22 protein-coding genes are annotated in these 24,438 nt (G+C 55.4%); 12 read left to right on the top strand and 10 right to left on the bottom strand.

Features of this window, described 5'->3' with window-relative positions; genetic code table 11:
• Positions 1-2,301 (bottom strand): ATP-dependent Clp protease ATP-binding subunit ClpA, encoded by a 2,301-nt coding sequence (gene clpA / locus MIM_RS08380; RefSeq protein WP_025372304.1) that lies wholly within the window; start codon positions 2,299-2,301, stop codon positions 1-3.
• Positions 2,302-2,344: 43 nt separating this feature from the next.
• Positions 2,345-2,653, bottom strand: a complete 309-nt coding sequence (gene clpS / locus MIM_RS08375) for an ATP-dependent Clp protease adapter ClpS (RefSeq protein ID WP_025372303.1) — start codon at positions 2,651-2,653, stop codon at positions 2,345-2,347.
• 238 nt (positions 2,654-2,891) lie between these two features.
• Here clpS and MIM_RS08370 point away from each other — a divergent pair, with 238 nt between their 5' ends.
• The 3 genes from MIM_RS08370 to MIM_RS22840 all read left to right on the top strand — a co-directional run bounded on the left by MIM_RS08370 (position 2,892) and on the right by MIM_RS22840 (position 4,214).
• Positions 2,892-3,140 (top strand): cold-shock protein, encoded by a 249-nt coding sequence (locus MIM_RS08370; RefSeq protein WP_014751120.1) that lies wholly within the window; start codon positions 2,892-2,894, stop codon positions 3,138-3,140.
• Positions 3,141-3,269: 129 nt separating this feature from the next.
• Positions 3,270-3,704 (top strand): DUF192 domain-containing protein, encoded by a 435-nt coding sequence (locus tag MIM_RS08365; RefSeq protein WP_158318711.1) that lies wholly within the window; start codon positions 3,270-3,272, stop codon positions 3,702-3,704.
• A gap of 9 nt (positions 3,705-3,713) precedes the next feature.
• A complete protein-coding gene (locus MIM_RS22840; RefSeq protein ID WP_144084613.1) occupies positions 3,714-4,214 on the top strand; it encodes a hypothetical protein in 501 nt (166 codons plus the stop codon).
• Here MIM_RS22840 and sodB read toward each other — a convergent pair.
• A complete protein-coding gene (gene sodB, locus MIM_RS08355; protein ID WP_025372300.1) occupies positions 4,164-4,739 on the bottom strand; it encodes a superoxide dismutase [Fe] in 576 nt (191 codons plus the stop codon). The two genes, MIM_RS22840 and sodB, sit on opposite strands and share 51 nt — an antisense overlap.
• Positions 4,740-4,789: 50 nt before the next feature.
• The gene (gene xseA, locus MIM_RS08350) at positions 4,790-6,097 is read right to left on the bottom strand and encodes an exodeoxyribonuclease VII large subunit (RefSeq protein ID WP_042071144.1); all 1,308 of its coding nucleotides are present in this window, start codon (positions 6,095-6,097) and stop codon (positions 4,790-4,792) included.
• Positions 6,098-6,697: 600 nt separating this feature from the next.
• Here xseA and lpxK point away from each other — a divergent pair.
• The 7 genes from lpxK (at position 6,698) to rpsT (ending at position 12,519) form a co-directional block, all read left to right on the top strand.
• Positions 6,698-7,789, top strand: coding sequence for a tetraacyldisaccharide 4'-kinase (gene lpxK / locus MIM_RS08345; RefSeq protein ID WP_025372298.1), 1,092 nt, complete (start codon positions 6,698-6,700; stop codon positions 7,787-7,789).
• Positions 7,790-7,817: 28 nt separating this feature from the next.
• Positions 7,818-8,075, top strand: coding sequence for a Trm112 family protein (locus MIM_RS08340; RefSeq protein WP_025372297.1), 258 nt, complete (start codon positions 7,818-7,820; stop codon positions 8,073-8,075).
• Position 8,076: 1 nt separating this feature from the next.
• Positions 8,077-8,865 (top strand): 3-deoxy-manno-octulosonate cytidylyltransferase, encoded by a 789-nt coding sequence (gene kdsB, locus MIM_RS08335; RefSeq protein ID WP_025372296.1) that lies wholly within the window; start codon positions 8,077-8,079, stop codon positions 8,863-8,865.
• A gap of 65 nt (positions 8,866-8,930) precedes the next feature.
• Positions 8,931-9,590 (top strand): adenylate kinase, encoded by a 660-nt coding sequence (gene adk / locus MIM_RS08330; protein WP_025372295.1) that lies wholly within the window; start codon positions 8,931-8,933, stop codon positions 9,588-9,590.
• Positions 9,591-9,607: 17 nt separating this feature from the next.
• A complete protein-coding gene (locus MIM_RS08325) occupies positions 9,608-10,366 on the top strand; it encodes a 3-hydroxyacyl-CoA dehydrogenase (RefSeq protein WP_025372294.1) in 759 nt (252 codons plus the stop codon).
• Between the two features lie 82 nt (positions 10,367-10,448).
• Positions 10,449-12,062 carry a murein biosynthesis integral membrane protein MurJ gene (murJ, locus tag MIM_RS08320; protein WP_025372293.1) on the top strand — a complete coding sequence of 538 codons (1,614 nt, stop codon included), beginning with the start codon at positions 10,449-10,451 and terminating at the stop codon, positions 12,060-12,062.
• Positions 12,063-12,252: 190 nt separating this feature from the next.
• Complete coding sequence (rpsT, locus tag MIM_RS08315) at positions 12,253-12,519, top strand: 30S ribosomal protein S20 (RefSeq protein ID WP_025372292.1); 267 nt, start codon at positions 12,253-12,255, stop codon at positions 12,517-12,519.
• 543 nt (positions 12,520-13,062) lie between these two features.
• Here rpsT and MIM_RS08310 read toward each other — a convergent pair.
• Positions 13,063-13,362, bottom strand: a complete 300-nt coding sequence (locus tag MIM_RS08310; protein ID WP_025372291.1) for a DUF3579 domain-containing protein — start codon at positions 13,360-13,362, stop codon at positions 13,063-13,065.
• Between the two features lie 286 nt (positions 13,363-13,648).
• On the opposite strand from MIM_RS08310, the gene argF reads away from it, so the two are divergent.
• Positions 13,649-14,599, top strand: a complete 951-nt coding sequence (gene argF / locus MIM_RS08305) for an ornithine carbamoyltransferase (RefSeq protein ID WP_025372290.1) — start codon at positions 13,649-13,651, stop codon at positions 14,597-14,599.
• A gap of 197 nt (positions 14,600-14,796) precedes the next feature.
• Complete coding sequence (locus tag MIM_RS08300) at positions 14,797-16,017, top strand: argininosuccinate synthase (protein ID WP_025372289.1); 1,221 nt, start codon at positions 14,797-14,799, stop codon at positions 16,015-16,017.
• 174 nt (positions 16,018-16,191) lie between these two features.
• Here MIM_RS08300 and MIM_RS08295 read toward each other — a convergent pair whose 3' ends face one another.
• The 5 genes from MIM_RS08295 to MIM_RS08275 form a co-directional block, all read right to left on the bottom strand.
• Positions 16,192-18,072 carry a potassium transporter Kup gene (locus MIM_RS08295; RefSeq protein ID WP_025372288.1) on the bottom strand — a complete coding sequence of 627 codons (1,881 nt, stop codon included), beginning with the start codon at positions 18,070-18,072 and terminating at the stop codon, positions 16,192-16,194.
• On the bottom strand, positions 18,072-19,178 hold the full coding sequence (locus tag MIM_RS08290; protein WP_025372287.1) for a sensor histidine kinase: 1,107 nt from the start codon (positions 19,176-19,178) through the stop codon (positions 18,072-18,074). The genes MIM_RS08295 and MIM_RS08290 overlap by 1 nt, the downstream gene beginning before the upstream one ends.
• 66 nt (positions 19,179-19,244) lie before the next feature.
• Positions 19,245-19,931, bottom strand: a complete 687-nt coding sequence (locus MIM_RS08285; protein WP_025372286.1) for a response regulator transcription factor — start codon at positions 19,929-19,931, stop codon at positions 19,245-19,247.
• 259 nt (positions 19,932-20,190) lie between these two features.
• A complete protein-coding gene (locus MIM_RS08280) occupies positions 20,191-23,271 on the bottom strand; it encodes an AAA family ATPase (protein WP_025372285.1) in 3,081 nt (1,026 codons plus the stop codon).
• Entirely contained in the window at positions 23,272-24,408 is a 1,137-nt protein-coding gene (locus MIM_RS08275; protein ID WP_025372284.1) for an exonuclease SbcCD subunit D, read from the bottom strand.
• Positions 24,409-24,438 lie beyond the last annotated feature (30 nt).

Here is a 24,438-nt window from a genome sequence, read left to right as displayed (position 1 = left end):
TCAGGAGACCAGTGCTTCTTCCTCTGAATCCTTTTGTTCCTTCGGATCGGAATCATTGAAAGTGAGCGTAACTTCGTCCTGATCATCGATATCGACGTAAACCGAACCGCCATTTGCCAGTCGGCCAAACAAGAGTTCATCTGCCAGGGCTCGGCGGATCACGTCCTGAATCAGCCGTTGCATGGGGCGTGCCCCCATCAGCGGATCAAATCCTTTTTTGGCCAGATGCTTACGCAGCGCATCGGTGAACGTTGCCTCCACCCGTTTGGCCTGCAACTGATGCTCCAGCTCGATCAGGAATTTGTCCACCACGCGCATGATAATGTCTTCGGACAAGGACGCAAACGGGATGATGGCATCCAGCCGGTTACGAAACTCCGGCGAGAACATGCGTTTAATTTCTGCCATTTCATCGCCGCTCTGACGGCTGTCAGCAAAACCGATGGAGCGACGATTCAGCAACTCTGCCCCGGCATTGGTGGTCATGATGATCACAACGTTACGGAAATCGGACTTGCGGCCGTTGTTATCGGTCAGTGCACCATGATCCATGACCTGCAGCAGGATATTGAAAATATCCGGATGCGCCTTCTCGATTTCGTCCAGCAGCAAGACGCTGTGCGGCTGTTTGTTGACCGCTTCGGTCAGCAAACCACCCTGATCAAAACCGACATACCCCGGAGGCGCGCCAATCAGGCGTGACACCGCGTGACGCTCCATGTACTCGGACATATCAAAGCGAATGAGCTCGACGCCAAGAATGAAGGCCAGCTGTTTGGCCACTTCGGTCTTGCCCACGCCTGTAGGGCCGGAAAACAGGAACGAACCTATCGGTTTATCCGGTTTGCCCAAGCCCGAACGCGACATTTTGATGGCAGACGCCAGCGCCGTAATGGCCGCATCCTGACCAAACACCACCGTTTTCAGATCACGATCCAGCGTGGCCAGCTTGTTACGATCATCGGTGCTGACCGATTGCGGCGGAATCCGCGCCATTTTGGATACGACGTTTTCAATCTCGGCCTTGCCAATCACTTTTTTCTGCCGCGACTTGGGCAGCAACCGCTGAGCCGCACCACTTTCGTCCAGCACGTCGATGGCTTTGTCCGGCAAATGACGGTCGTTGATGTGTTTGGCGGACAGCTCAGCTGCTGCTGTAATGGCGGCTGCCGAATAGCGAACGTGATGGTGTTCTTCGAATTTGGATTTGAGGCCGCGCAGGATAAGAATCGTCTGCTCAACCGTCGGCTCGCTGACGTCGATTTTCTGGAAACGACGTGACAGTGCATGATCTTTCTCGAAAATACCGCGATATTCCTTGTAGGTGGTGGCCCCCATGCAACGCAGCGCGCCGGAAGACAGCGCCGGTTTCAGCAGATTGGAGGCGTCCATGGTACCGCCCGAGGCAGAACCGGCGCCGATCAAGGTATGAATTTCGTCGATGAACAACACGGCATCGGGCTGGCTGGCCAGCTGCTTGAGCACGGCTTTCAGACGCTGCTCGAAGTCACCGCGATATTTCGTGCCAGCCAGCAGTGCACCCATGTCCAGGGCATAAACGCGGGCCTTGGCGAGAATATCAGGCACATTGCCCGTTGTAATGCGCAATGCAAGACCTTCGGCGATCGCGGTTTTGCCCACGCCCGCCTCGCCCACCAGCAAGGGATTGTTCTTGCGACGGCGGCACAGGATTTGCACCACACGTTCGATTTCACTGTCCCGTCCGATCAGCGGATCAATTTTTCCGGCCTTGGCCAGCCCGTTCAGATCAGAGGCATACAGCGCAAGCGGCGACTTGTTCTCTTCAGCCTCACCGGCTTGCGGCTCTGAAGGGGCTGCACTTTCGTCGGGCGATGGCGCCGCTGACTTGGTGATACCGTGGGAAATGTAGTTGACGACGTCCAGGCGCGTGACATTCTGCTCCTGCAGATAGAACACGGCGTGAGAGTCTTTCTCACTAAAAATGGCAACCAGCACATTGGCGCCCGTGGCCGGGCTTTTCGTGTTGCCATTGGAGGAAACATGCATAATGGCGCGCTGGATGACGCGCTGAAAACCAAGCGTAGGCTGCGTATCGACGTCTTCGGAGCCGCCCACTATTGGTGTATTGGCGTCAATAAACGCACGCAGTTTGCTGCGCAATTGTTCGATATCAGCATCGCAGGCCGTCAGTACTTCCCTGGCGGCCGTATTGTCCAGCAGTACCAGCAACAGGTGTTCGACGGTAATAAATTCGTGGCGTGCCGAACGTGCATCCACAAATGCCATATGAAGTGTCACTTCGAGTTCTTGAGAAATCACAATTTCCTCCGTCTAAACAACTGCCCTGGGAATACCAGGATTATTACAAATCCACGGGTTCCATCACGCACTGCAATGGGTGCTGATGGGAACGCGCGTACTGCGCAACCGTTGCCACCTTGGTGGCAGCAATATCACGGGTATACACGCCACACACTCCCTTACCATCATGATGTACTTTTAACATGATCACCGTGGCTTCTTCTTCGGATTTCGAAAAAATCTTTTGCAAAACCGAAACCACGAAGTCCATCGGGGTGTAATCGTCGTTTAGCAGTAACACCTGATACATGGGTGGGGGCGCCAATTTTGCCTTTTGCGCTTCAGTGACAATGCCTGACTGCTGAGCCATACCGAACCTGCTTGAGAAAGTCTTTATATTGATACTGTATACGATATTTCAAGTGCTGTTGTTTATGAACCCCAGAATTATCGGTAATTTCCACTATTGACTCACATAATTTTAATCCGCATCATTTATTTATACTGAAAAATAGTATCCACAAAACTGTTTCAGTATTTTTTCGGCAGATGATGCATCACCAATCGTCTGCCATGGGTTGGTAAAATCTTGAGCAGAGGCTGTAAGAATGTCAGAAACAACAGAAACATCAGTCCCGGAAGAAGGCGGTAACAAACAGACCGGGACCGTAAAATGGTTTAACGATGCCAAAGGGTTCGGTTTCATCACACCCGATGGCGGCGGCGAAGACCTTTTTGCCCACTTTTCCTCCATCCAGATGAATGGATTCAAGACGCTAAAAGAAGGTCAGCGCGTTACTTTCGAAATTGCACAGGGTCCAAAAGGTCAACAGGCACTTAATATAATGGCAGCATAGCCTGTATAATTACAGACTATGCCTATATCCCTGCCCGCATCAAGGTTCTTGCGGTTAGCGCTTATCGCGGGCTGCTTCATCCTCACAGGCCTATCCACGGCCCCAAGGGTTGCTGCAGCCCGCGTTCCTGTGTCCGCTCCTGCCAACGACATCGCTTCGTCCGCGACCATCTCATTGCAAATCAACAACAAGATGCTCACCGCTGAAGTGGCCGACACTGAAGATTTGCGTGCCCAGGGGCTCATGTATCGCAAAACGATGTCACCTGATCACGGTATGATTTTTGCGTTCCGCGACGACCAGTCCCGCTGTTTCTGGATGAAAAACACCCCCATTCCCCTGGCCATTGCTTTCATAGACAAGAACGGTACCATTGTGTCCATGGATGAAATGCAGCCTCTCACCGAGATCCCGCACTGCTCCGGCGCAGCCGCCCGCTATGCGCTGGAAATGAACCGGAACTGGTTTCGTAGCCACGGCGTCCGTGTCGGTGATAATATCAAGGCAGTCATACCGGACACCCTGCCCGCCGCAAGAGACGGCTTGCGGGAAATACTACAGTAAAGGTTATTTATGAAAGGAATCAGGATCGCCCTGCTGGGAAGCTGCATCAGCTTGCTTGCAGGATGTTCAGGCATTACCCTGCCCGAATACCAAAAACCGGCCATTGAGCGAAACTCCGATGTTGAGCCCAGACAACTGGCCAACTGCATTCTCAATGGCTGGAAGGGCCCCTATCCCGCCGCCCATTTGAGAGAGTCCGATGCCTTCTATTTTTTTGGCGGCATACCCGGACCGGAGGAACCCAAGGCAAAAATAAGCGTCACCCCGCGGTCGCTGGACGCCAATGCCGGATCGCGCGTTACCCTGCGGGTCGCACAAGGCACAGAAGGCCAATATTGTGACCATTGTCGAGCAATGTATGCGTTAACGAACTCAACGCCGCAGCCCAAAAAGAAACCGCCAGTCAGCACATGCACTGGCGGTTTTTTTCATGCGGGGACGAATCCCTGCCTGGCGTTATCAGCCCAGGTTTTTGCTGGCAAAATCCCAGTTAGCCAGTTTCCAGAATGATTCCAGATATTTAGGACGCGCATTACGATAGTCAATGTAATAAGCGTGTTCCCAGACATCACAGGTCAGCAGTGGAACGTCGTCTGTCGTTAGCGGTGTTTTGGCATTGCTGGTATTGACGATGTCCAGTGAGCCGTCGGCTTTTTTCACCAGCCATGTCCAGCCTGATCCGAAGTTACCGGCAGCAGATTTGTTGAACTCTTCCTTGAACTTGTCAACACTACCCCATTTTTTATTGATGCCTTCGAGCAGAGCACCGGCTGGCTCGCTGCCACCTGGCGTCAGGCTGTTCCAGTAAAAAGTGTGGTTCCAGATCTGCGCAGCCTGATTGAACATCACGCCATCAGATTTTTTTACGATGTCTTCCAGGCTGGCGTTTTCAAATTCTGTACCAGGGATCAGTTCGTTCAGCTTATCAACATAGGCTTTATGATGTTTGCCATAGTGATATTCGAGCGTTTCTTTAGAAATTGTGGGAGCAAGAGCATCCATTTCATAGGGAAGTGGAGGTAAGCTGTGTGCCATGTAGATCTCCTTGTCAAAGTGAAAAAGGTTCTCTGATGATACCTTAAATTCTAGCTGCGATTGGGAATGACCCTGACTTGCTGCGTACCTTTCTCCAATTCCACCTTCAGGGTCTGGCCATCCTGCAGTGCAGCGGGGTCGCGCTGTACGCGTCCGGCCTCATCATAAACGATCGCATAGCCGCGCCCCAGCACGGCTCGCGGATTGATGGCGGTAAATTGCGTATGCGTGCGCTCGAAGCGTCGCTGCTGCTGGCTGATGATGCGATCTGCAGCACGATCCAGACGCGTCAGCAGGGTGGCAACCCGGTTTCTGGCATGCGCCACCTGCGGCGCACTATGTTCCAGCGCCTGATTCAGGAGGGCGACCCGGTTCCTTTTATACGTCAGGCCGGTTCGCACACCCGCATCCAACTGCCTGATCGCATGCACAACCCGCACCCTGTCGGCACGAATCTTCTGCGCCGGCGATACCAGCCGCCCCGTCAGGCGATCCAGCCGCAGGCTGTAATGCTCCAGCATCCGCTGCTGATGCCGTGACAGCCGGTCTGTCAAACCGGCAATCTCATTTAAGATGTCCTGGCGGGGCCGGCAAACCAGCTCAGCCGCTGCTGTGGGCGTTGGCGCACGCAGATCGGCAACAAAGTCGGCGATCGTAAAATCGGTTTCGTGCCCCACACCGGAAACCAGCGGAATCCGGCTTGCTGCGATCAGCCGAGCCAGCGCTTCATCATTGAAACTCCACAAATCTTCCATACTACCGCCACCACGGACCAGTAGCAGGACATCCACTTCGTTGCGCATTTGCGCCTGCGCCAGCGCACTCATGATTTCGGTAGCGGCATCTCTGCCCTGCACTGCGGTCGGATAAATCACAATGCTTACATGCGGCGCCCGACGGGTGAGCGCACTGAGTACGTCCTGCAGGGCGGCGGCGCCGAGCGAGGTAATCACGCCGATACGACGTGCAAATGCCGGCAGGGAGCGCTTGCGAGAGGCATCAAGCAACCCTTCTTCCTGCAGACGGGCACGAATCGCCAGAAACTGTTCATACAGATTGCCCTGTCCTGCCCGACGCAGCGACTCCACCTGCAACTGATAATCACCGCGAGGCTCATAAAGCGTCACCCGGGCCCTTACGTCAATCCGGTCCCCCGAGGCAGGAACAAAATCAAGCTGTGTCGTTTTGCCGCGGAACATGACCGCACGCACAGATGCGCGCTCGTCTTTCAACGTGAAATACCAGTGTCCGGACGAGGCTCGTACAAAATTGGAGACCTCACCCGTGACCCACAGCGTGGGCACGCCCTCCTCAAGCAGCCGGCCAACGCGCCGGTTCAGCTGAGCAACCGATAACATTTTTTCGCTTGACAAGGCGGTGTCATTTTCCTGTTTTTCCAAAATTCCAATTCCAAACTGTCCACAAAATTTAAAAATCAAGAGCCTGGGCTTTTTTTCGGCGTATTACAATGGCTTCCTGATTTGATTTGTGAGAAATATCTCGTATCTCATTGATTTTAAACAAAAATAAATATTTCATTTAAATTGCACAAGGATTAAGCAAACAAGCCCAGCACTTGTGTAGATACGCCATTACAGCATCTTATTCACAGAATTATCCACAGAAAATGTGAGTAGTTACATTTACCCATTCCGACCTTTCTGCGCCATGCTGATTTTGTGCATTGCATGATGTCGCCAACCCAGTCAGAACCATCAACAAACGCAGTCTCATCATCACGGCAATCGACGCTTAGCGATCCGTGCGTAGGCCATCACGCTCCTGAAGCGCCACGCCGATTTGATGCGATAATGTTCGACATGTCCTGCACCGGCCGTTAACAAAGCGTCGCGCTGAACATGAATAACCGGCGTTGCCCTGCATGCCCGTTTTCCGATATCAGAAACAAGTACACTGGCCGTTTCCGATTTTACCGGATCCCAGCCATCAACCAGACCATGGTAAAGAAAAGACATTCTACCCTGACCGATACCCTGCTGCGCCAATGGCAAAGCGGCGGACGCCTGTCCGACCTGCTGCTGCCGCTATCATGGATCACTCGCCTGGCCGTTACCATCCGCAAGCTGCGCTATAAACGTGGTTTGAAACAAGCCAGTCGCCTGCCGGTTCCGGTGATCGTGGTCGGCAACATTTTCGTTGGCGGTACCGGTAAAACGCCATTTGTATTGAGCCTGCTCGCTGCATTGCGACAACGTGGCTGGCAGCCAGGCGTGATCAGCCGCGGCTATGGCGTGAAGGTTGGTCATGAAGCGCGCCATGGCTACGGCGAGCAAATCGATGCAGCCTACCTGGGCGACGAGCCCGCTATGCTGGCACGCGCCGCGCCGGTCGCCATCCATCCGGACCGAACACGAGCAGCGCGCTGCCTGCTGCAACAATATCCGGACACCACCGTCATCATTGCCGACGACGGCCTGCAGCATCTGGCGCTCGGGCGCGATATCGAGATTGCCGTGCAGGACAGCCGCGGCATCGGCAACGGCCGCCTGCTCCCGGCCGGCCCCCTGCGAGAACCCGCCACAAGACTGGACTCGGTCGACTATCTGGTCATCAATACGCCTGCCGAAGCACCAGCAACAACAGGGCCAGCCACCGAATCGCCACCAGCCAGGAGCGGCGTTGACGAACACAACAAGCCGCGACGCGTGCTCATGCAGTTGCTTCCGACCCGGATGGTGCATTTGCGCTCCGGCCAGAGTATGCCGCCGGAACAATGGGCGACAGCGCACCAGGGACAGCGTATTGCCGCCATTGCCGGCATCGGACATCCTCCACGCTTTTTCAGCACAGTGTCGCACGCGGGCATTACTGCGCAACAAACCATTGCCTTCCCCGATCACCATGCCTTTTCGGAAGACGAACTTCGGGCCATTGACGCCGATATCGTGCTGATGACCGCCAAGGATGCAGCCAAATGCAAAGCCATGCAGGACGAGCGCCTGTGGAGCATGGAGGTGGCGCCTCGGTTTTCCGATGCAGCTTTTTTTGACCGAATCGCCGAACAACTCAAATCATTACCGGTATACTGATCCATTCAACCGATTACACCACACGAATATGGACACGCATTTTCTCAAGCTCCTCGTCTGCCCGCTGTGCAACAGTCCCCTGCGTCATGACCAGAATGAGCAGGAACTGGTCTGCCAGTACGACAAACTAGCCTACCCCATCAGAAACGGTATCCCCATCATGTTGCAGGAAGAGGCACGATCGCTCAGCCAAAACCCCGGCGCCCCAACGGCAGCCAGGCCGGTGAGCGGCAAAACAGCGGAAAGCGACGCAGCCGGTTCAGCCACACCCGGTAGCATACACTAAGATGAGCGGCTTTATTGTTATTGTGCCGGCGCGCGCCGCCTCTACCCGGCTGCCCGGGAAAATGCTGGCCGATATCGGCGGACTGCCCATGGTGGTGCGTACCGCCCGGCAGGCCTCGCGCTCTGCAGCCAGCCAGGTTTATATCGCTACAGATGATTCACATATTGCAGATGTAGTAAGCCAGCATGGCTATACGCCACTGCTCACCCGCGCAGACCATCCCTCGGGAACCGACAGGCTGGCCGAAGTCGCCACCCGGCTGGCGCTGCCGGACGATCAGGTCATTGTTAACGTTCAGGGCGACGAGCCCATGATCGAGCCGGATATCATCAATCGCACCGCCGAAGATCTGCAGGCCCACAGCGCGGCCGCCATTTCAACCTGCGCCTATCCGCTGGCCGACCAGCAGGATTTTTTCAACCCCAATATTGTCAAGGTGGTGTGCTCGTCCGAGCAATATGCACTTTATTTTTCGCGCGCGCCCATTCCATGGGCACGCAACCATTTCGCCTCGAACGCAGCCCGTTCCGCAGGTGAGCCATCCGCTTTTCCTACAGGTTTTCCCGCATTGCATCATATTGGGTTATACGCTTATCGTAGCGGGTTCCTGAAAATTTTTCCGTCCCTCAGTCAGGGGGCCCTGGAAACCTTCGAGTCGCTCGAACAGCTCAGGGCACTGGAGCATGGGTTCCGTATCCACGTGCTGGTTACCGCCAGCGCCCCCATGCCAGGCGTCGATACACAGGAAGATCTCGAACGAGTTCGCGATTTTTACCGTAACTCGGCTTAATTTTGCAATGCATCATATAAAATAGCATTCCGTCAGTAACACATAACAACACTCAGGAGGGATCCATGCGTCTCATTTTGTTAGGGCCACCAGGCGCAGGCAAAGGCACTCAGGCAACTTTTATCACGCGGAAATATGGCATTCCACAAATTTCCACCGGCGACATGTTGCGTGCAGCGGTCAAAGCCCAGACTCCTGTCGGCCTGGAAGCGAAAAAAGTGATGGATAATGGCGGACTCGTGTCCGACGACATTATTATCCGGCTGGTCAAAGACCGCCTGCTTGAAGATGACTGTAAAAAAGGCTATCTGTTTGATGGCTTCCCACGCACGATTCCACAAGCTGATGCATTGAAGAATGCCGATATCGGCCTCGATTACGTGATTGAAATCGATGTGCCCGAAGAAGACATTATTGAGCGCATGAGCGGACGTCGCGTACACCCAGCCAGCGGACGCACCTATCATTTGCGATTCAACCCGCCCAAAGTGGACGGCAAAGACGACCTCACCGGCGAAACGCTGGTGCAGCGTGACGACGATCAGGAAGAAACCGTCAGAAAACGCCTGGAAGTCTATCGCAATCAGACACGACCACTGGTCAAGTACTACTCCGACTGGGCTGCAGAGAACGACAGCAAAGCGCCGCAATACGTGCACATCTCAGGCGTTGGCAAGGTAGAAGAAATTACCCGCCGCATTGAAGAAGCGCTGAGCCAATCCTAATATCGCGAGGACAAGACATGGAAATCAGGGATAAGGTTTTTATCGTTACCGGTGGTGCCTCCGGCCTGGGCGCCGGCACCGCAAGAATGCTGGTTGAACAGGGTGCGAAGGTTATCATCGCCGATGTTCAGGACGAACCGGGCCAGCAACTTGCCGCTGAGCTGAAGCAGCAATACGTGCACTGCGACGTGACCCGCGAAGAAGACGCCAATACGGTCGTCAACGCGGCCACGGCGGCCGGCAAACTGGTCGGCCTGGTCAACTGCGCCGGCATCGCACCTGCTTCACGCACCGTCAGTAAAACCGGGGCCCATCCCCTGGATCTTTTCCAGAAAGTCATCGCAGTCAATCTGATCGGTTCCTTCAATATGTTGCGCATGGCGGCCACCGCCATGAACAACAACGAGCCGGAATCCACCGGAGAACGTGGCGTCATTATCAATACGGCCTCAGTCGCCGCCTATGAAGGGCAGATCGGCCAGGCCGCCTATTCGGCCTCTAAAGCCGGTGTGGTTGGTATGACCTTACCGGTTGCGCGCGACCTGGCTCGTTCGGGCATCCGCTGCAACACCATCGCTCCCGGTATTTTCGGCACGCCCATGATTTTCGGCATGCCCCAGGAAGTACAGGATTCGCTGGCAGCAAATATCCCCTTCCCATCACGCCTGGGAACGCCACAGGACTACGCCAAACTGGTCTATAGCATTATCACCAACGAAATGATCAACGGCGAGACCATTCGGCTTGACGGCGCCATCCGGCTTACGCCAAAATAATTTTTACTGTCATCCCGATCACAGGCACGTGAGTTCGCCAAAAGCGTAATATTCACGTGCCTTGTTTTTTTTCCGACACCTCATGAGTCTTTTACGGTCTGCCGCCACCATCAGCGGCCTTACCCTGCTTTCGCGCATTTCGGGCCTGGCCCGCGATATCCTGGTCGCCCGAACCTTCGGCGCCAGCCCGCTGACCGACGCGTTCTGGGTGGCATTCCGCATTCCCAACCTGCTGCGCCGCCTGTTCGCAGAAGGTGCATTCTCCCAGGCATTCGTACCCATACTTGGCGAAGCACGCAACCGGCACGGCCAGGACAAGGTCAAGGTGCTGCTGGATCATGTATTTATCGTGCTGCTTTATGCACTGATGCTGATCACCGTGCTGGGCATTATTGCCGCGCCATGGGTTGTCACCGCCATGGCCACCGGGATGTCCCACTCATCCTCTGATACAGCATTCGAATCGGCGGTGTGGATGACGCGGGTGATGTTCCCGTATATTCTATGCATGTCGCTGGTGGCGTTTGCTTCGGCCGTACTCAATACGTGGAGCCGGTTTGCCATCCCCGCGTTCACGCCGATTCTGCTCAATCTGTCGATGATTGCGGCCTGTCTGTTGTTCACCGGCCTGTTTGGCACACCTGTTTATGCCCTGGCGGTGGGCGTCATGCTTGGCGGTGTCGCGCAACTGCTTGTGCAGTGGGCCGCCCTGGCAAAACTGGGACTAACGCCCAGACTGTCATTCAATATTAAAAACGCCTGGGCCGATCCGCTGGTGCGCAGGATTATCCGCCAGATGGGGCCGGCAACACTGGGCGTGTCGGTCGCCCAGATATCCATTCTGATTAATACCAATATTGCGACCTGGCTGCCCGCCGGTAGCGTCACCTGGCTATCATTTGCAGACCGGCTGATGGAGTTTCCCACAGCACTGCTGGGCGTTGCTCTGGGGACGGTTCTGTTGCCCAGCCTGTCGGCGGCGCACAGCAAACAGGACACGCAAGCCTATAGCCACCTGCTCGACTGGGGCCTGAAACTGGTGCTGCTGCTCGGCGTACCTGCTGCCCTTGGGCTGGCGCTGGCATCGGACGCCCTGGTGGCCACCCTGTTCAATTATGGGGCATTCAGTGCCGCCGATGTACAGCAGACCCGCCTGTCTGTCATGGCCTACGCAGTCGGACTGATCGGCATTCTTGCCGTCAAGATTCTGGCGCCTGGCTTCTACGCCAAACAGGATATTCGTACACCGGTAAAAATCGCCATTGGCGTACTTATTTTTACGCAAATCATGAATGTGATTTTCGTTCCGCTTATCCACCACGCCGGCCTGGCGCTATCCATCGGGCTGGGGGCGACAGCAAACGCACTATGCCTGCTGGTGGGACTGCGCCGCAAGAACATTTACCAGCCTCATGCAGGATGGCTGGCTTTTTTCCTGCGGCTGACGCCTGCCGTGATTATTCTGGCCTTATGGATCCTGTTTTTGCAGCACTATATGAGCTGGACAGCCCTCACACCAGGCACCATCAACGCCTGGATCAATGGCCTGCTAGCGCAGCTGCTGCCCCCGCACCTGAACTTCACCCTGTCACGCCTGCTGACATTGATTACCCTGCTGGTTTCCTGCGGGCTGGTTTACTTTGCAGCACTGTTTATAGTGGGATTTCGCCCGGCCGATTTCACTCGCCGGCGCTAACATACCCCATGCCTGTCGCGTTGCGGCCTAGTGTATTGGCGGCCGACAATGCGGGCTTGCTGTTGTCCTGAGCGCACAATATAAGCAAAATTTCGATGTAAACCAGTGTTTTTGCACAGATTTCTTGCATAACCCTATGAATATGCTAAACTACCAGACTTTGCTGAATTAACTTAATTAAAGAACTACCATGGCCAATACTGCACAAGCACGCAAACGTGCACGTCAATCCGTTGCTCGTAACAAACACAATTCCAGCCTGCGCTCACTGCTGCGCACGTCAGTTAAACGCGTACGTCAGGCAATTGCTGCCGGCGACCAGGCTGCTGCAAACGAAGTGTTTGCTAAAGCAACCAGCGTTATCGATCGCGTAGCCGACAAAAAAATCATCCACAAAAACAAAGCTGCCCGTCATAAAAGCCGCCTGTCTGCTGCTATCCGCGCCATCAGCGCCTGATTTGCATCACTGGCAGTACCTTGCCGGGGCAAGTAGGCGATAGCGCGCGAAATACGCAACGCTCCCCAAGTACCGGCAAGCTTAACGGTTTGCGTCAATGGTAATCATAAAGCGTGGCTTTAAGCCGCGCTTTATGCTTTGTCGGGTTTCATTGAAACACCATCCCTGGTCCCTGAAACACCACACCAAACCCACAATCCCCGGGTCTTCCCTTCGCCATTGAGCTGAGCTGTCCGAGCTCATTCGCTCCTGATTCGCTCGGAACAAGTCGCGTTTTCCGCCCCACGGCCTTCGCGACGATTAGCTGCGCCTGAAGAAACCAGCCACACTACCTCTCCTACCTCTCCTACCCGGCCATTACCCACCATTGCCCTCAATTCATTGCCCACCATTTCCTATGGCAACACGCAATCAATCGGACACGCACAATCACCCCGCGCCCCCCCCTATTGACATCACTCAATCAGAGCGCAGGGACAGATCAGGCGAGGCTGGAATAAATAGAGGCTGGAATAAATGAACAGGACGTTCGGGAAAAATGATTCAGAGTGTTCGCTCAGATGTTTTGAGCTTATTGTCTTTGGCAAAATCAGCGACAAATTTCCACGCCAGCGGCTCAAGTTCACGCAGGCGAAAGTCCACAATCACGCATTTGACGCCATCAATATTATTAGGTACCACATAAGGCGAATAGGTGATGTGATTTCCCGGCCCAACATTGCCGCCTGGGCGAAAGTGCGACATCACGCCGGCGAGCCTTTCCGCCCAGTCGCTTGGGCGAAAGCGCTGGCCTTCTTCGGTAACCCCGTGGATAATTAACTGTTGCACTTCAATTATCTTCAAGAAAAAGTCTCCTGCGATAAAAACCGCCAGAGAACAAAGATATACTAAAGACAGAATTGTATATGATAGCGTCTGGCGGCACCGGCAATTTGACGGGTTATATGAAAGAAACCACAGATATACCCCGTCGCCCGAACCCGCCCATTCCCTCTCAGGACAAACGCCTGGTGTCTCTCTCACAGGAGCTGCCGGGAGTCGTATTTTATTTTTTATTGTTCTGTGTAAAACCTTGTTCCGTTTGTTTTTACTGTTTATTTGTTTACGTTAGCGACTGAATCATTCTGCCATGACAAACTTGCAATCGACCGGCCCGATGCGGCATTTCCTGCAGATCAAAGACTTTACCTCTGATGAACTCCTCTACGTGCTCAATCGCGCGCTGATCATCAAAAGCAAATTCAAACGATACGAGCCACATATGCCGCTGCACGATCGTACGCTGGCGATGGTTTTTGAAAAAGCCAGCACCCGTACCCGCGTATCGTTCGAAGCCGGCATGTACCAAATGGGCGGTTCGGTGATTCACCTGACAACCACCGATTCGCAACTGGGTCGTTCCGAGCCCATAGAAGATACCGCAAGAGTGATCTCGCGGATGGTCGACATTGTCATGATTCGTACCTTTGAACAAACGCGTATTGAACGCTTTGCCGCCCACTCACGGGTACCGGTTATTAACGGCCTGACCAACGAATATCATCCATGCCAGATCCTTGCCGATATCCTCACTTACATGGAGCATCGCGGCGCCATCAAGGGAAAAACGGTTGCCTGGATTGGCGATGCCAACAATATGGCCTACACCTGGATTCAGGCAGCGCAATTGCTTGGATTCAAAATGCATGTCTCTGCGCCAAAGGGCTATCGCCTGGAAGCAGACCGTATCGCTGGAGTCTCCGGCGATGTACTGGAACAGTTTGACGACCCGACCGAAGCATGCCGCGGTGCCAGCCTGGTCACCACCGATGTGTGGACCAGCATGGGTTACGAAGAGGAAAACGAAAAACGCAAGCGCGCATTCAAAAACTGGCAGGTCAACAGCCAGGTCATGCAGGCCGCAGAATCAGATGCACTGTTTATGCACTGCCTGCCCGCACATCGCGGCGAAGAAGTCACCGGCGAGGTGATTGACGGTCCGCAAAGCGTTGTCTGGGACGAAGCGGAAAACCGCCTGCATGCGCAAAAGGCCCTGATGGAGTTCCTGCTGCTTGGACGATTGCCCGACGCACAAGCCTGAGACTGTCAGCGATCCTGAAACGCGCTAAAATACCGTCTATGCGTCGCATCTGAACGCGTGCTGCAGCAACGGTTGTACGGCAATATGGCCGGCACCCCCCTGATGCAGCAGCGGCACGCGCTACCGGAACGCCGATAGCCCGCCTTAACCAGACAATCGCGCTATTTCTCACAACCTGCTAAATATACGAGTTCCTAATGAGCGAAGTCAAAAAAGTTGTTCTCGCCTACTCCGGCGGTCTTGATACCTCAGTCATTCTGAAATGGCTACAAGACACTTACCAGTGTGAAGTTATTACATTTACCGCCGATATCGGACAGGGCGAAGAACTCGAGCCCGCACGACGCAAGGCTGAAAAATTCGGTATCAAGCCCGAGAACATTTTCATTGACGATTTGCGCGAAGAGTTCGTACGTGATTTCGTTTTCCCCATGTTTCGCGCCAACGCCGTCTACGAAGGCGAATATCTGCTGGGTACCTCTATCGCCCGTCCGCTGATCGCCAAGCGTCAGATTGAAATTGCCCAGCAAGTGGGGGCTGATGCCGTCTCTCACGGTGCCACCGGCAAAGGCAACGACCAGGTTCGTTTCGAACTGGGCTATTACGCTCTGAACCCCGCGATCAAGGTCATTGCACCATGGCGCGAGTGGGATCTGCTGTCACGCGAAAAACTGCTGTCCTATGCGGAAAAAGCCGGCATTGAAATTGATATGAAGCACAAGAATGGGGGCGCACCCTATTCCATGGACGCCAATCTGCTGCACATCAGCTTTGAAGGCCGCCATCTGGAAGATCCCAAGGCCGAAGCAGAAGAAAGCATGTGGCGCTGGACCGTCTCTCCCGAGCAGGCGCCCGATACACCGGAATACGTGGATCTGGAATACGAACGTGGCGACATCGTCAGCATCAATGGCGAGAAACTCACGCCAGCCCAGGTGCTGACCAAACTGAACGAACTCGGCGGCAAGCACGGCATCGGCCGTCTTGACCTTGTCGAAAACCGCTATGTGGGCATGAAGTCCCGCGGCTGCTACGAAACCCCGGGCGGCACCATCATGCTGCGTGGCCATCGCGCCATTGAGTCCATCACGCTTGATCGTGAAGTGGCTCACCTGAAAGACGATCTGATGCCCCGCTATGCGGCTTTGGTCTACAACGGCTACTGGTGGTCTCCTGAACGCAAAGCGTTGCAGGTGCTGATTGATCACTCACAACAGTCCGTTAACGGCTGGGTCCGCCTGAAACTGTACAAAGGCAACGTCTATACCGTCGCCCGTGATTCCAAAGACACGCTGTTTGACAAAACCATCGCCACATTTGACGATGATGGTGGTGCGTACAATCAGGCAGATGCAGGTGGCTTCATCAAACTGAATGCGCTGCGTATGCGCATTGAAACCACAGCCGGTCGTAAATAAGCGGCTGCGCTTCGGAAAGCCACAAGCCGCCGGCATTGCCGGCGGTTTTGCTTTATGGCTGCGGTGTTGGCCAGGCATAGCGAGGTATTTGCCGCTAAGTGTAGCCGTGGCCTTCACTCACGTTTACCGAAATCATCCTGGTATGCGTCAAGGGTGAGCGCCGAATATGCCAGGCTAGAGTTCCACCTGTATGCCCATTTCGATAACCCGGTTAGGCGGTATCTTATAAAAGCGCGTGCTACGCGCGGCATTGCGGGACATAAAGGCGAACAGCCTGCGCCGGTAGCGCTTGATGAGTGGTGCGCGGTTTGACACCATAATCGTCTGGCGCGACATGAAATACGACACCACCATCGGCGACAGATCAATCTGCGGGTGCGCGGCATGAACCTGCTCAAGCAATTCCGGTACATTGGGCTCCTGCTTGAACCCATAAGTTGCCGTGACCTGCCAGGCATTGGTGTTCACCTCGGAAATCACGAATCGGTCTTCCTGTGAAACAAAAGGCACATCAGTGCTTTTCACAGACAAAAAGACCAGCTGCTGATGCAACACTTTGTTGTGCTTCAGATTATGCAAAAGGGCTGATGGCACACGCTGCGGGTTTGAATGCATGAACACGGCCGTACCGGGAACACGGGGCACAGTATCGTGCAACAGCATATTCAGAAATGGCTTGAGCTGCTGGGCCTCGTCAATATCAATCCGCTCCAGCCTTTCCCGTCCCTTGCGCCAGGTCATCATCAATGTAAACAGCCCCAGCGCAATAATCAATGGTAACCAGCCGCCCTCTTCAATTTTGATCGCATTGGCGGAAAACAGCAGCACGTCAATAATCAGAAAAAGGCAAAGCAGCGCATAGATAAGGACCCGGCGAAACCCCTTATACATGCCCGGCATCACGCTGAAGGCGAGAATGGACGTGGTAAGCATCGTACCCGTCACCGCAAAGCCGTAGGCGTGAGCCAGTTTCTCGGAGCTCTGGAATACCAGCACAAGCACGATCACGGCAACAAACAGCAGCCCGTTAACCCGTGGCATGTAAATCTGTCCTTCCTCTTCGCTCGAGGTATGACGTATGTCCATGCGCGGCCACAAACCGATCTGCACGGCCTGGCGCGTGACCGAAAACGCGCCTGAAATAACCGCCTGCGAGGCAATAACCGTTGCCATGGTGGCCAGAATAACCATGGGAATTTGCCCCCAGACCGGCACGGACATGAAAAACGGATTCTTCGCAGCGGCCGGGTTCTGAATCACCATGGCACCCTGACCGAAATAACACAGCAGCAAGGCGGGCAGCACAAACCAGAACCAGGCCCGACTGATTGCCGGCCGCCCGAAATGACCCATATCGGCATAAAGCGCTTCAGCCCCCGTGAGCGCCAGCACAACATAGCCAAGCAGCAAAAAACTGTGTATCGGGTCGTGCATGATAAAGCGCAAGGCATAGATCGGTTCGAGTGCCAGCAGCACCACCGGATTGTCGATAATATTCCAGATACCCAGCAGGCCCAGTGAGAGAAACCAGATAAACATGATCGGGCCGAATAGACGACCGACCAGCCCGGTGCCGTGCGACTGGATCAGGAACAGGCCAATCATAATGACGACCGACAGCGGCAGAATCCATTGATCAAAGCGATCTGAAATAACACTGATTCCCTCCAGCGCTGATAGGACTGAAATGGCCGGCGTGATAACACTGTCGCCGTAGAACAGGCAGGCACCGAATATACCAAGCACCAGCAGGATAGGTCGATATCGGGGTTTGATATTGCGGATCGCCAGTTCCATCAGCGCCAGCACCCCGCCCTCGCCCTTATTGTCGGCACGCAACACAAGAATGACATACTTGACCGAGACAACGATCATGACCAGCCAGAACAGGATAGACAGGATCCCCAGTACCGCATCCTGTCCTGCGCCAACGCCGGCACCATTCAGGCTGGCCTGAATGGTGTACAGCGGGCTGGTGCCGATATCACCATAAACCACGCCCAGTGCGCCAAGCAGCATGCCTGCGCCCGGAGACTTCTTTGAATCCTGCTGCATTATTGATCTACCTTTGAACGGGTAAGACGGGTACCGATACGTGGCCCGGGAAAAATCACGGTAATCTGCGTGCCCTGAATTTGCGGTCGACTCAGCAGGCTCCACCAGGCACCATGGGCGCGTGTAATTTCACGCACGATGGTCAGCCCCAGACCGGTACCCGTGGCACCCGCCTTGGGCGAACGATAAAATGCATCGAAAATTTGTGCCGCATCGTCCGGATCAATGCCGCAACCATTATCACGCACCGTGAGCGACGGCGGATTGGATCCTACGGTCAGTGTAATGTTGCTGGCTCCCTGAGCGTACTTAAGGGCGTTGTCAATCAGATTGCCCAGCAGCTCTTCCAGCAGCAATACATCCCCGTCTATCCACACCGGAGTGTCGGGGGCGTCCAGAAAAAGGTCAACGCCATGCTGCCGCGTCCTGGGCACCCATTCCAGTCCGGCGTTCTGCACCCACTCGCATAAATTTATTTTTGTAAAAACGTCCTGAGGACGAATCCCCGGATCAGCCCTGGCCAGTACCAGTAACTGTTGTCCCAGATGGATAAGGCGATTACTGATGGTTTTGATTCTCTCGGCCCGTTCTCTCACATCATCGGGCAAGCTACGCGCCAGCATGAGCTCGGATTCGAGCCGCAGGCCGGCCAGCGGTGTACGAAACTGGTGCGCAGCATGACCGATAAAGCGACGCTGGGCCACCAGAGATTCATCCAGTTTACCCAACAAATCGTTCAGGCGATCCAGCAGAGGCAGCAGCTCGGTGGGCACATTATGCAACTCAATGGGCTGCAGATCTTCTTCCGAGCGCTGGGAAATCTCGCGGGCCAGCATATTAACCGAGTGCAGCCCCGAGCGCACACCATAGAAAACCAGCCAGGCAAACAGCACAACCAGCAGTAGCTGCCCCACAATAATAACAATGAAGATATCCTTGACCACCCAGTCAAGCGCATCCTGCATAATCAGCAGGGTTGCACTGAAATCAAGAATAATGAGAACCAGCAGCGCCGGAATGAGGCGGATGATCAGATGGCGAAACAGAGAACCTTTCTGAAGAAAAGAGCTACCGCGCCGGGCACTGCCGTTTTGAGGATTGGTCATGAAATAAGAGAATAGGCTGTCCTGCCGCTGATTCTAGAGCATCACTCCGACAGGTTCAATCTTTTCTCAGGCCGTAGGGGCCGCCGCATCATCAATTTCAAGTAGATAACCAAACCCGCGCACGGTCTGAATTGACGTACCGGTACCCTCCAGGCGCTTGCGCAGACGATAGACATACACCTCGACCGCATTCTCGCTAAAGTCGGCATCCCAGGCCGACAGGGAATTGACAATCTGTCGTTTGGTTACCACCCTACCCGGACGAGCCATCAGCATTTCAAGCACCGACAGTTCACGTACCGACAGATTGAGCCGCTCGCCATGAACACGGACTTCACGGCCCACTGTATCGAACTGCAACGGCCCGACTTCGATGACGGGACTGGACTGGCCGGACTGGCGTCGCGCAAAGCTACGAACCCGGGCAGCCAACTCAGACAGTTCAAACGGCTTGGTCACGTAATCATCTGCGCCAGCGTCCAACCCTGCAACGCGGTCTTCTACATCATCGCGGGCGGTGAGAATCAGCGTGGGTTCCTGATGTCCCTGAGCACGTAATTGCTTGAGCACTTCCAGTCCGTTCATATCCGGCAAATTCAGATCAAGAATAAGCAGTTGGTACACCTGCCCAGACACCGCGCCAAAGACCTGGCTCCCGTTGGAGACCCAATCGACAGCATATCCCTGTTCGCGCAGAAACTCCTGCAGAGCTGAACCCAGAATATTGTCGTCTTCGATTACTAAAATTCGCATATTGATTTTGCCTGTAGTTTAACGGTCCACTATATTCAATTATCTGACAAAAAGCTGAAATTTCAATTACTTAAATTGAAAGCAGACCATCATTCTACTCAATTTCTCTGGCCTGCCTGCGATTTTTTTGTGCACCCGCGCAAGTGAGCGGACAGTTGCCCCGCCACTTCAACGACCCAACTGGGCGTGCGCCGCATAGGGACACAGAACCAGAGTGATTGCAGAATACCGCCTGCGTCGTGGCCGCCGCAGCCACCGATCAGTTGCTCTGCAACAATTCCCCATCTGCAATACCGGGGGCATGCACGCGAATCTGACTGCCCGACACGTGCGGGATCACGTCCACGCGCAAGGACATTTGTTCACGCAGCTCACTCACATGAGAAATAATACCGATGGTCCTGCCGCCGGCCTGCAAATCGATAAGTGTGCGTATGGCCTGCTCCAGCGACTCGGCATCCAGGCTGCCGAATCCCTCGTCAATGAACAGGGTGTCAAGGCGAATACCGCCGGCATACGCCTGTACCACGTCGGACAAGCCCAGCGCCAGCGCCAGGGCGGCCATGAACGATTCACCACCGGACAGGGTCGCCACCGCGCGCTGCTGCCCGGTGTATTCATCCATAACATCCAGATCCAGGCCCGAGGCGCCACGCCCCGCCTGTTCACGGCGGATCAACTGATACCGCCCCCGACTCATTTTACGCAGACGCTGCGAGGCTCCGATCAGCACATCGTCCAGTAACACGCTCAGTACGAACCGCTGCAGACTGACTTTGCTGCCCTGGCGTCCCGAAGCAACATCACTCAGCGTGCCGTATACCGCATATTCCTCATCCAGCACCGCACTGCTGGCCCGGATTTTTACCAGACGCGCCTGCAGGGTCGTAAGCGCCAGCAGGCGGTCGCGGATGTGCTGCCAGGCCTGCTCAGCCTGCTGAGCCAGCAGGGCGGCCTCCTGCTGCTCTTGCAAACACTGCTCCGGGTCAGGCTGGGCCAGACTATGGAGCACCTGCTCCAGTTCGGCATATCGCCCCCGGGTCTGATGCAGCGCTTCGTAATGGTCGGCAATGGCAGTTTGCAATGCCGTACACTGCGCCTCATCCTTTTGAGCGGCCTGCCAGCTATCCGTGTCCGCAAATTCACTCTGTTGCAAGGTCTGTTCGTATTTATCCATCGCTGCGACATGAAGCTGTCTGTCCTGTTCCAACTGCTCGCGCAGCGCAGCGATCGTAGACTGCAAGCCCAGAATCTGATCCTGCCGCTGCCGCACCGTGTTCTCGGCCCGGCGCCATGCGTTGGTGAGGTCGTCTATCTGTCGCGTTAATCCGTCTACCTGCACACGCAGCTGCGCATCGGAACGGCAGTGCTCCGGCAGTTCCTGCTCAAGCATCTGCAAAATCGCTTCCTGGCTGCCTTGCTCTACGCTCAATGTCTGCAATTGCGTTCGAAGCTCCGCCAGAGCCTGTTCCTGCGTATGCTGCGCCTGCTCCAGGGTCGCCAACAGACGCAGCCCCTCATCCAATTGCTGGCGCGCACGCTGGCTCGCCTGCAGTTGCTGCTCCTGCTCGGCAAACCGGGTTTGCAATTGCGTCAGGTCTGCATGCGCGTCCTCTCCCAGCGCCTGCCGACGCTGATCCAGTTCGATCTGCTGCTCATCACAGCGGCGCGCCAGTTGCATTATCTGCGCGTCATGCGTCGCCAGGCGCTGCGCTGCGGCCTGTACCCCTTGCCTGGCCTGACGCAGCATCTGATCACTGATCTGTTGCCCGTCCGACGACGCCGGCGCCGGATGCGACTCGCTGCCGCATACCGGACACGGCAGCCCCTGCTGCAATCGGGCGGCCAGCAGACTGGCCTGATTCTGATGCCAGGCCAGTTCCAGGCGATCCTGTTCCCGCTGAGCCGAGTGCAAGGCATCCTGCATATGCACCTGCTGGTTCGCCGCTGTCGCCTGTTCAGCGCGCAACGCCTGCAAGCGCCCGGCCAGCGCATCACAGGCCAGTCGTTCATCCAGGCGCAGCTTATTGCGCGCCACTGCCATGCTCTGGTCGGGCAATGCCGCCACCATTGCGTGCAAAGCGGCGTGATCAGACTTTATACCGGCCATACGCGCTTGTCTGGCCTGCTGCTCTTGGGTCCTGGCCTGAAGCGCAACGCGCGCCTGAGTGTGCGCTGCATTCAGCGTCTGCAGTCGCTGCTGCTGACGCTCCAATTCATGTGCTTTGGGAACCAGCGCCTGCAAGCGGCTGCGCTCCACATTGAGCGCGGTGGTTTGCTCGTATGCCATAGCCTGCGTTGCCTGATCTGCCTTTTCCCGCACCAATTGCTGCGAGAACGTCTCAAGCTGCAACTGGCTGTCATCCAGCCGTGCCTGTGTTTGCGTGAGGCGCTGACCAGTCTGCGCCGCTGCATCATACCACTGTCGCAACTGCGCAGCCGCGCGGGCCTGGCGTAACGCAGCTTCCTGTTCAGCAACGGCCGCCTGACGCTGCTCCAGCCGGGCCAATTGTGCGGTCAGGGCGTCACGCTGTTCAAACTGTGCGCGGATCCGCCGGGCCTCTTCCACCTTACGCTGCGCACGCATATGCAATTGAGCCGTATCGGTACGGCGGATTTTTGCGGCGGTTTCCGCCTCGGCCAATTCGGCAAGCGTGGCGGCAAGCTGCTTTTCCTCTTCAATATCGGCCTGCTCAAGCAAGCCGGCGATCTGCAGCTCATTGGCGTCGCGCCGTGCCCGGATATCTTTGGCCCGCTCCTGCAATTGCAGCTCGATCTGCCGGAAAATGTCGGTCTGAAACAATTGCGCAAACAGGGCTTCGCGCTTGAGTGACGTTTCCAGCAGCAGTTCGCGGAACTTGCCTTGCGGCAATACCATGACCTTGCGAAACTGCTCGGCTTTCAAGCCGGTGAGCTGCTCGACATAATCGGTAATCTGCCCGGCCTTTTTGGCAACCAGCACCTTTGGGGTGCCATCAGTCAGATCAAGCATGGCGCCTTCGGTACCGATCTCCCGCAGGCCACTGCCGCGGGTTTTGGGAACGGGCTGTGCAGGCTGACGCTGGATTTCATAGACTTTGCCGCCAAGTCGGAAGCCGAAGACGACGCGCGCTACCGTTGCCGGATCGGCCAGATCCGAACGCAGCGAACGCGGGTCTTTCTCATCTCCCGTGGTCTCACCATACAAAGCAAAACAAATGGCGTCGAGCAAGGTGCTTTTACCGGCGCCGGTGGGGCCATTGATCAGAAACAGCGGGTTGGAACCCAACTGGGTGAAATCAAGCTTTTGTTCAACCGCAAAAGGTCCGAAGGCCTGCAAATGCAAATATAAGGGAACCATTTACGCTTCCCTTTTCAACACTTGACTAACGACATCCTGCATGGCAGTGCGTTGTGCCGGCGTCATGGGCTGACCGCTGACCTGTTCAAAAAAATCACTAAACAATGAAAATTCATCACGACGCAATCTGGCAGCAGACATGAGTGGCTGAGCCTCGTCCCGGTAAAGCTGGGGTTTTTCCATTTGCAGCACATTCGGATAGACTGCCCGCAGTTTTCCCATCGGATCCAGAATCGCGTGATCATCGGTCAGCCTGACAAGCAAATAGTCTTCGCTGTGTGCATCGGTCTGCGCGGCAAGAAGCAGTTCATCCAGCCTGCCTTCGATGCTGCGCACATCATGCAGGGGATGCAGGGGCAGCGCCGTCGCTGCGGCAACGCCGTTCTGGTCGAAATCAACCAGCAGCACGCCTTTATTGTGCTTTTCTTCCGAAAAGCTGTACTTGAGCGGTGAGCCGCTATAACGGATGCGTCCCTGGCGGACCGCCTGAGGACCGTGAAGGTGTCCCAGCGCCACGTAGGCAAAGCCGTCGAATAAGGCAGCAGGCACCTGATCTGCGCCACCTACGGCCAGCGGACGTTCGGACTCGCTCTCCTGGCTTCCGGCCAGAAAGCAGTGGCTGATCAACACGTGAACGCCCGGCGCTTCTGTATTTCGGGCGATGCGTTCAAGCAGATACCGATGCGCCTGTTCATAGCTGTCGATGGGCTCCCCCGCATATACGCGCACCTGTACCGGATCCGTATAGGGAATGCCGTGAAAATAAAGTGGCCCCGCTTGTGTACTGACCACCACCGGCTGCAGCATTTGCTCATAATCGGCAATGATATGCACACCGGATGCGTTCAGCGGCGTTGCGGCAAAACCCAGCCGGTCAGCGCTGTCGTGATTCCCGGGAATGATCACAACCGGAATAGCCAGGCTATGCATGCGGTTCAGAAAATCATTCAGCAGCCGCACCGCAGCAGCAGGCGGCACCGCGCGATCATAGACATCGCCGGCGATCACCAATGCGTCGGCCTGATGCTGCTTCGCATAGTCTGCAATTTGCTGCAGAATATGCGCCTGGTCATCCAGCAAGGGATGATTGCACAGTGAACGACCCAGGTGCCAGTCGGAGGTATGGATGAATTTCATGAAGGACAACAATGCAAAAAACGGCGTGGC

Origin of the sequence: Advenella mimigardefordensis DPN7, assembly GCF_000521505.1 — a bacterium.
Lineage (GTDB): Bacteria > Pseudomonadota > Gammaproteobacteria > Burkholderiales > Burkholderiaceae_B > Advenella > Advenella mimigardefordensis.
The sequence above is the reverse complement of the archived record's forward strand: the minus strand, read 5'-3'. Positions and strand labels throughout refer to the sequence as shown.

Coding starts and splice junctions, on each gene's coding strand:
- MIM_RS08285 (WP_025372286.1), bottom strand. CDS start 19,931: ATGCGAATTTTAGTAATCGAAGACGACAATATTCTGGGTTCAGCTCTG.
- xseA (WP_042071144.1), bottom strand. CDS start 6,097: ATGTTATCGGTTGCTCAGCTGAACCGGCGCGTTGGCCGGCTGCTTGAG.
- MIM_RS08370 (WP_014751120.1), top strand. CDS start 2,892: ATGTCAGAAACAACAGAAACATCAGTCCCGGAAGAAGGCGGTAACAAA.
- lpxK (WP_025372298.1), top strand. CDS start 6,698: ATGGTAAAGAAAAGACATTCTACCCTGACCGATACCCTGCTGCGCCAA.
- MIM_RS08290 (WP_025372287.1), bottom strand. CDS start 19,178: ATGACCAATCCTCAAAACGGCAGTGCCCGGCGCGGTAGCTCTTTTCTT.
- murJ (WP_025372293.1), top strand. CDS start 10,449: ATGAGTCTTTTACGGTCTGCCGCCACCATCAGCGGCCTTACCCTGCTT.
- MIM_RS22840 (WP_144084613.1), top strand. CDS start 3,714: ATGAAAGGAATCAGGATCGCCCTGCTGGGAAGCTGCATCAGCTTGCTT.
- adk (WP_025372295.1), top strand. CDS start 8,931: ATGCGTCTCATTTTGTTAGGGCCACCAGGCGCAGGCAAAGGCACTCAG.
- MIM_RS08300 (WP_025372289.1), top strand. CDS start 14,797: ATGAGCGAAGTCAAAAAAGTTGTTCTCGCCTACTCCGGCGGTCTTGAT.
- sodB (WP_025372300.1), bottom strand. CDS start 4,739: ATGGCACACAGCTTACCTCCACTTCCCTATGAAATGGATGCTCTTGCT.
- MIM_RS08280 (WP_025372285.1), bottom strand. CDS start 23,271: ATGGTTCCCTTATATTTGCATTTGCAGGCCTTCGGACCTTTTGCGGTT.
- rpsT (WP_025372292.1), top strand. CDS start 12,253: ATGGCCAATACTGCACAAGCACGCAAACGTGCACGTCAATCCGTTGCT.
- argF (WP_025372290.1), top strand. CDS start 13,649: ATGACAAACTTGCAATCGACCGGCCCGATGCGGCATTTCCTGCAGATC.
- kdsB (WP_025372296.1), top strand. CDS start 8,077: ATGAGCGGCTTTATTGTTATTGTGCCGGCGCGCGCCGCCTCTACCCGG.
- MIM_RS08325 (WP_025372294.1), top strand. CDS start 9,608: ATGGAAATCAGGGATAAGGTTTTTATCGTTACCGGTGGTGCCTCCGGC.
- clpS (WP_025372303.1), bottom strand. CDS start 2,653: ATGGCTCAGCAGTCAGGCATTGTCACTGAAGCGCAAAAGGCAAAATTG.
- MIM_RS08275 (WP_025372284.1), bottom strand. CDS start 24,408: ATGAAATTCATCCATACCTCCGACTGGCACCTGGGTCGTTCACTGTGC.
- MIM_RS08295 (WP_025372288.1), bottom strand. CDS start 18,072: ATGCAGCAGGATTCAAAGAAGTCTCCGGGCGCAGGCATGCTGCTTGGC.
- MIM_RS08340 (WP_025372297.1), top strand. CDS start 7,818: ATGGACACGCATTTTCTCAAGCTCCTCGTCTGCCCGCTGTGCAACAGT.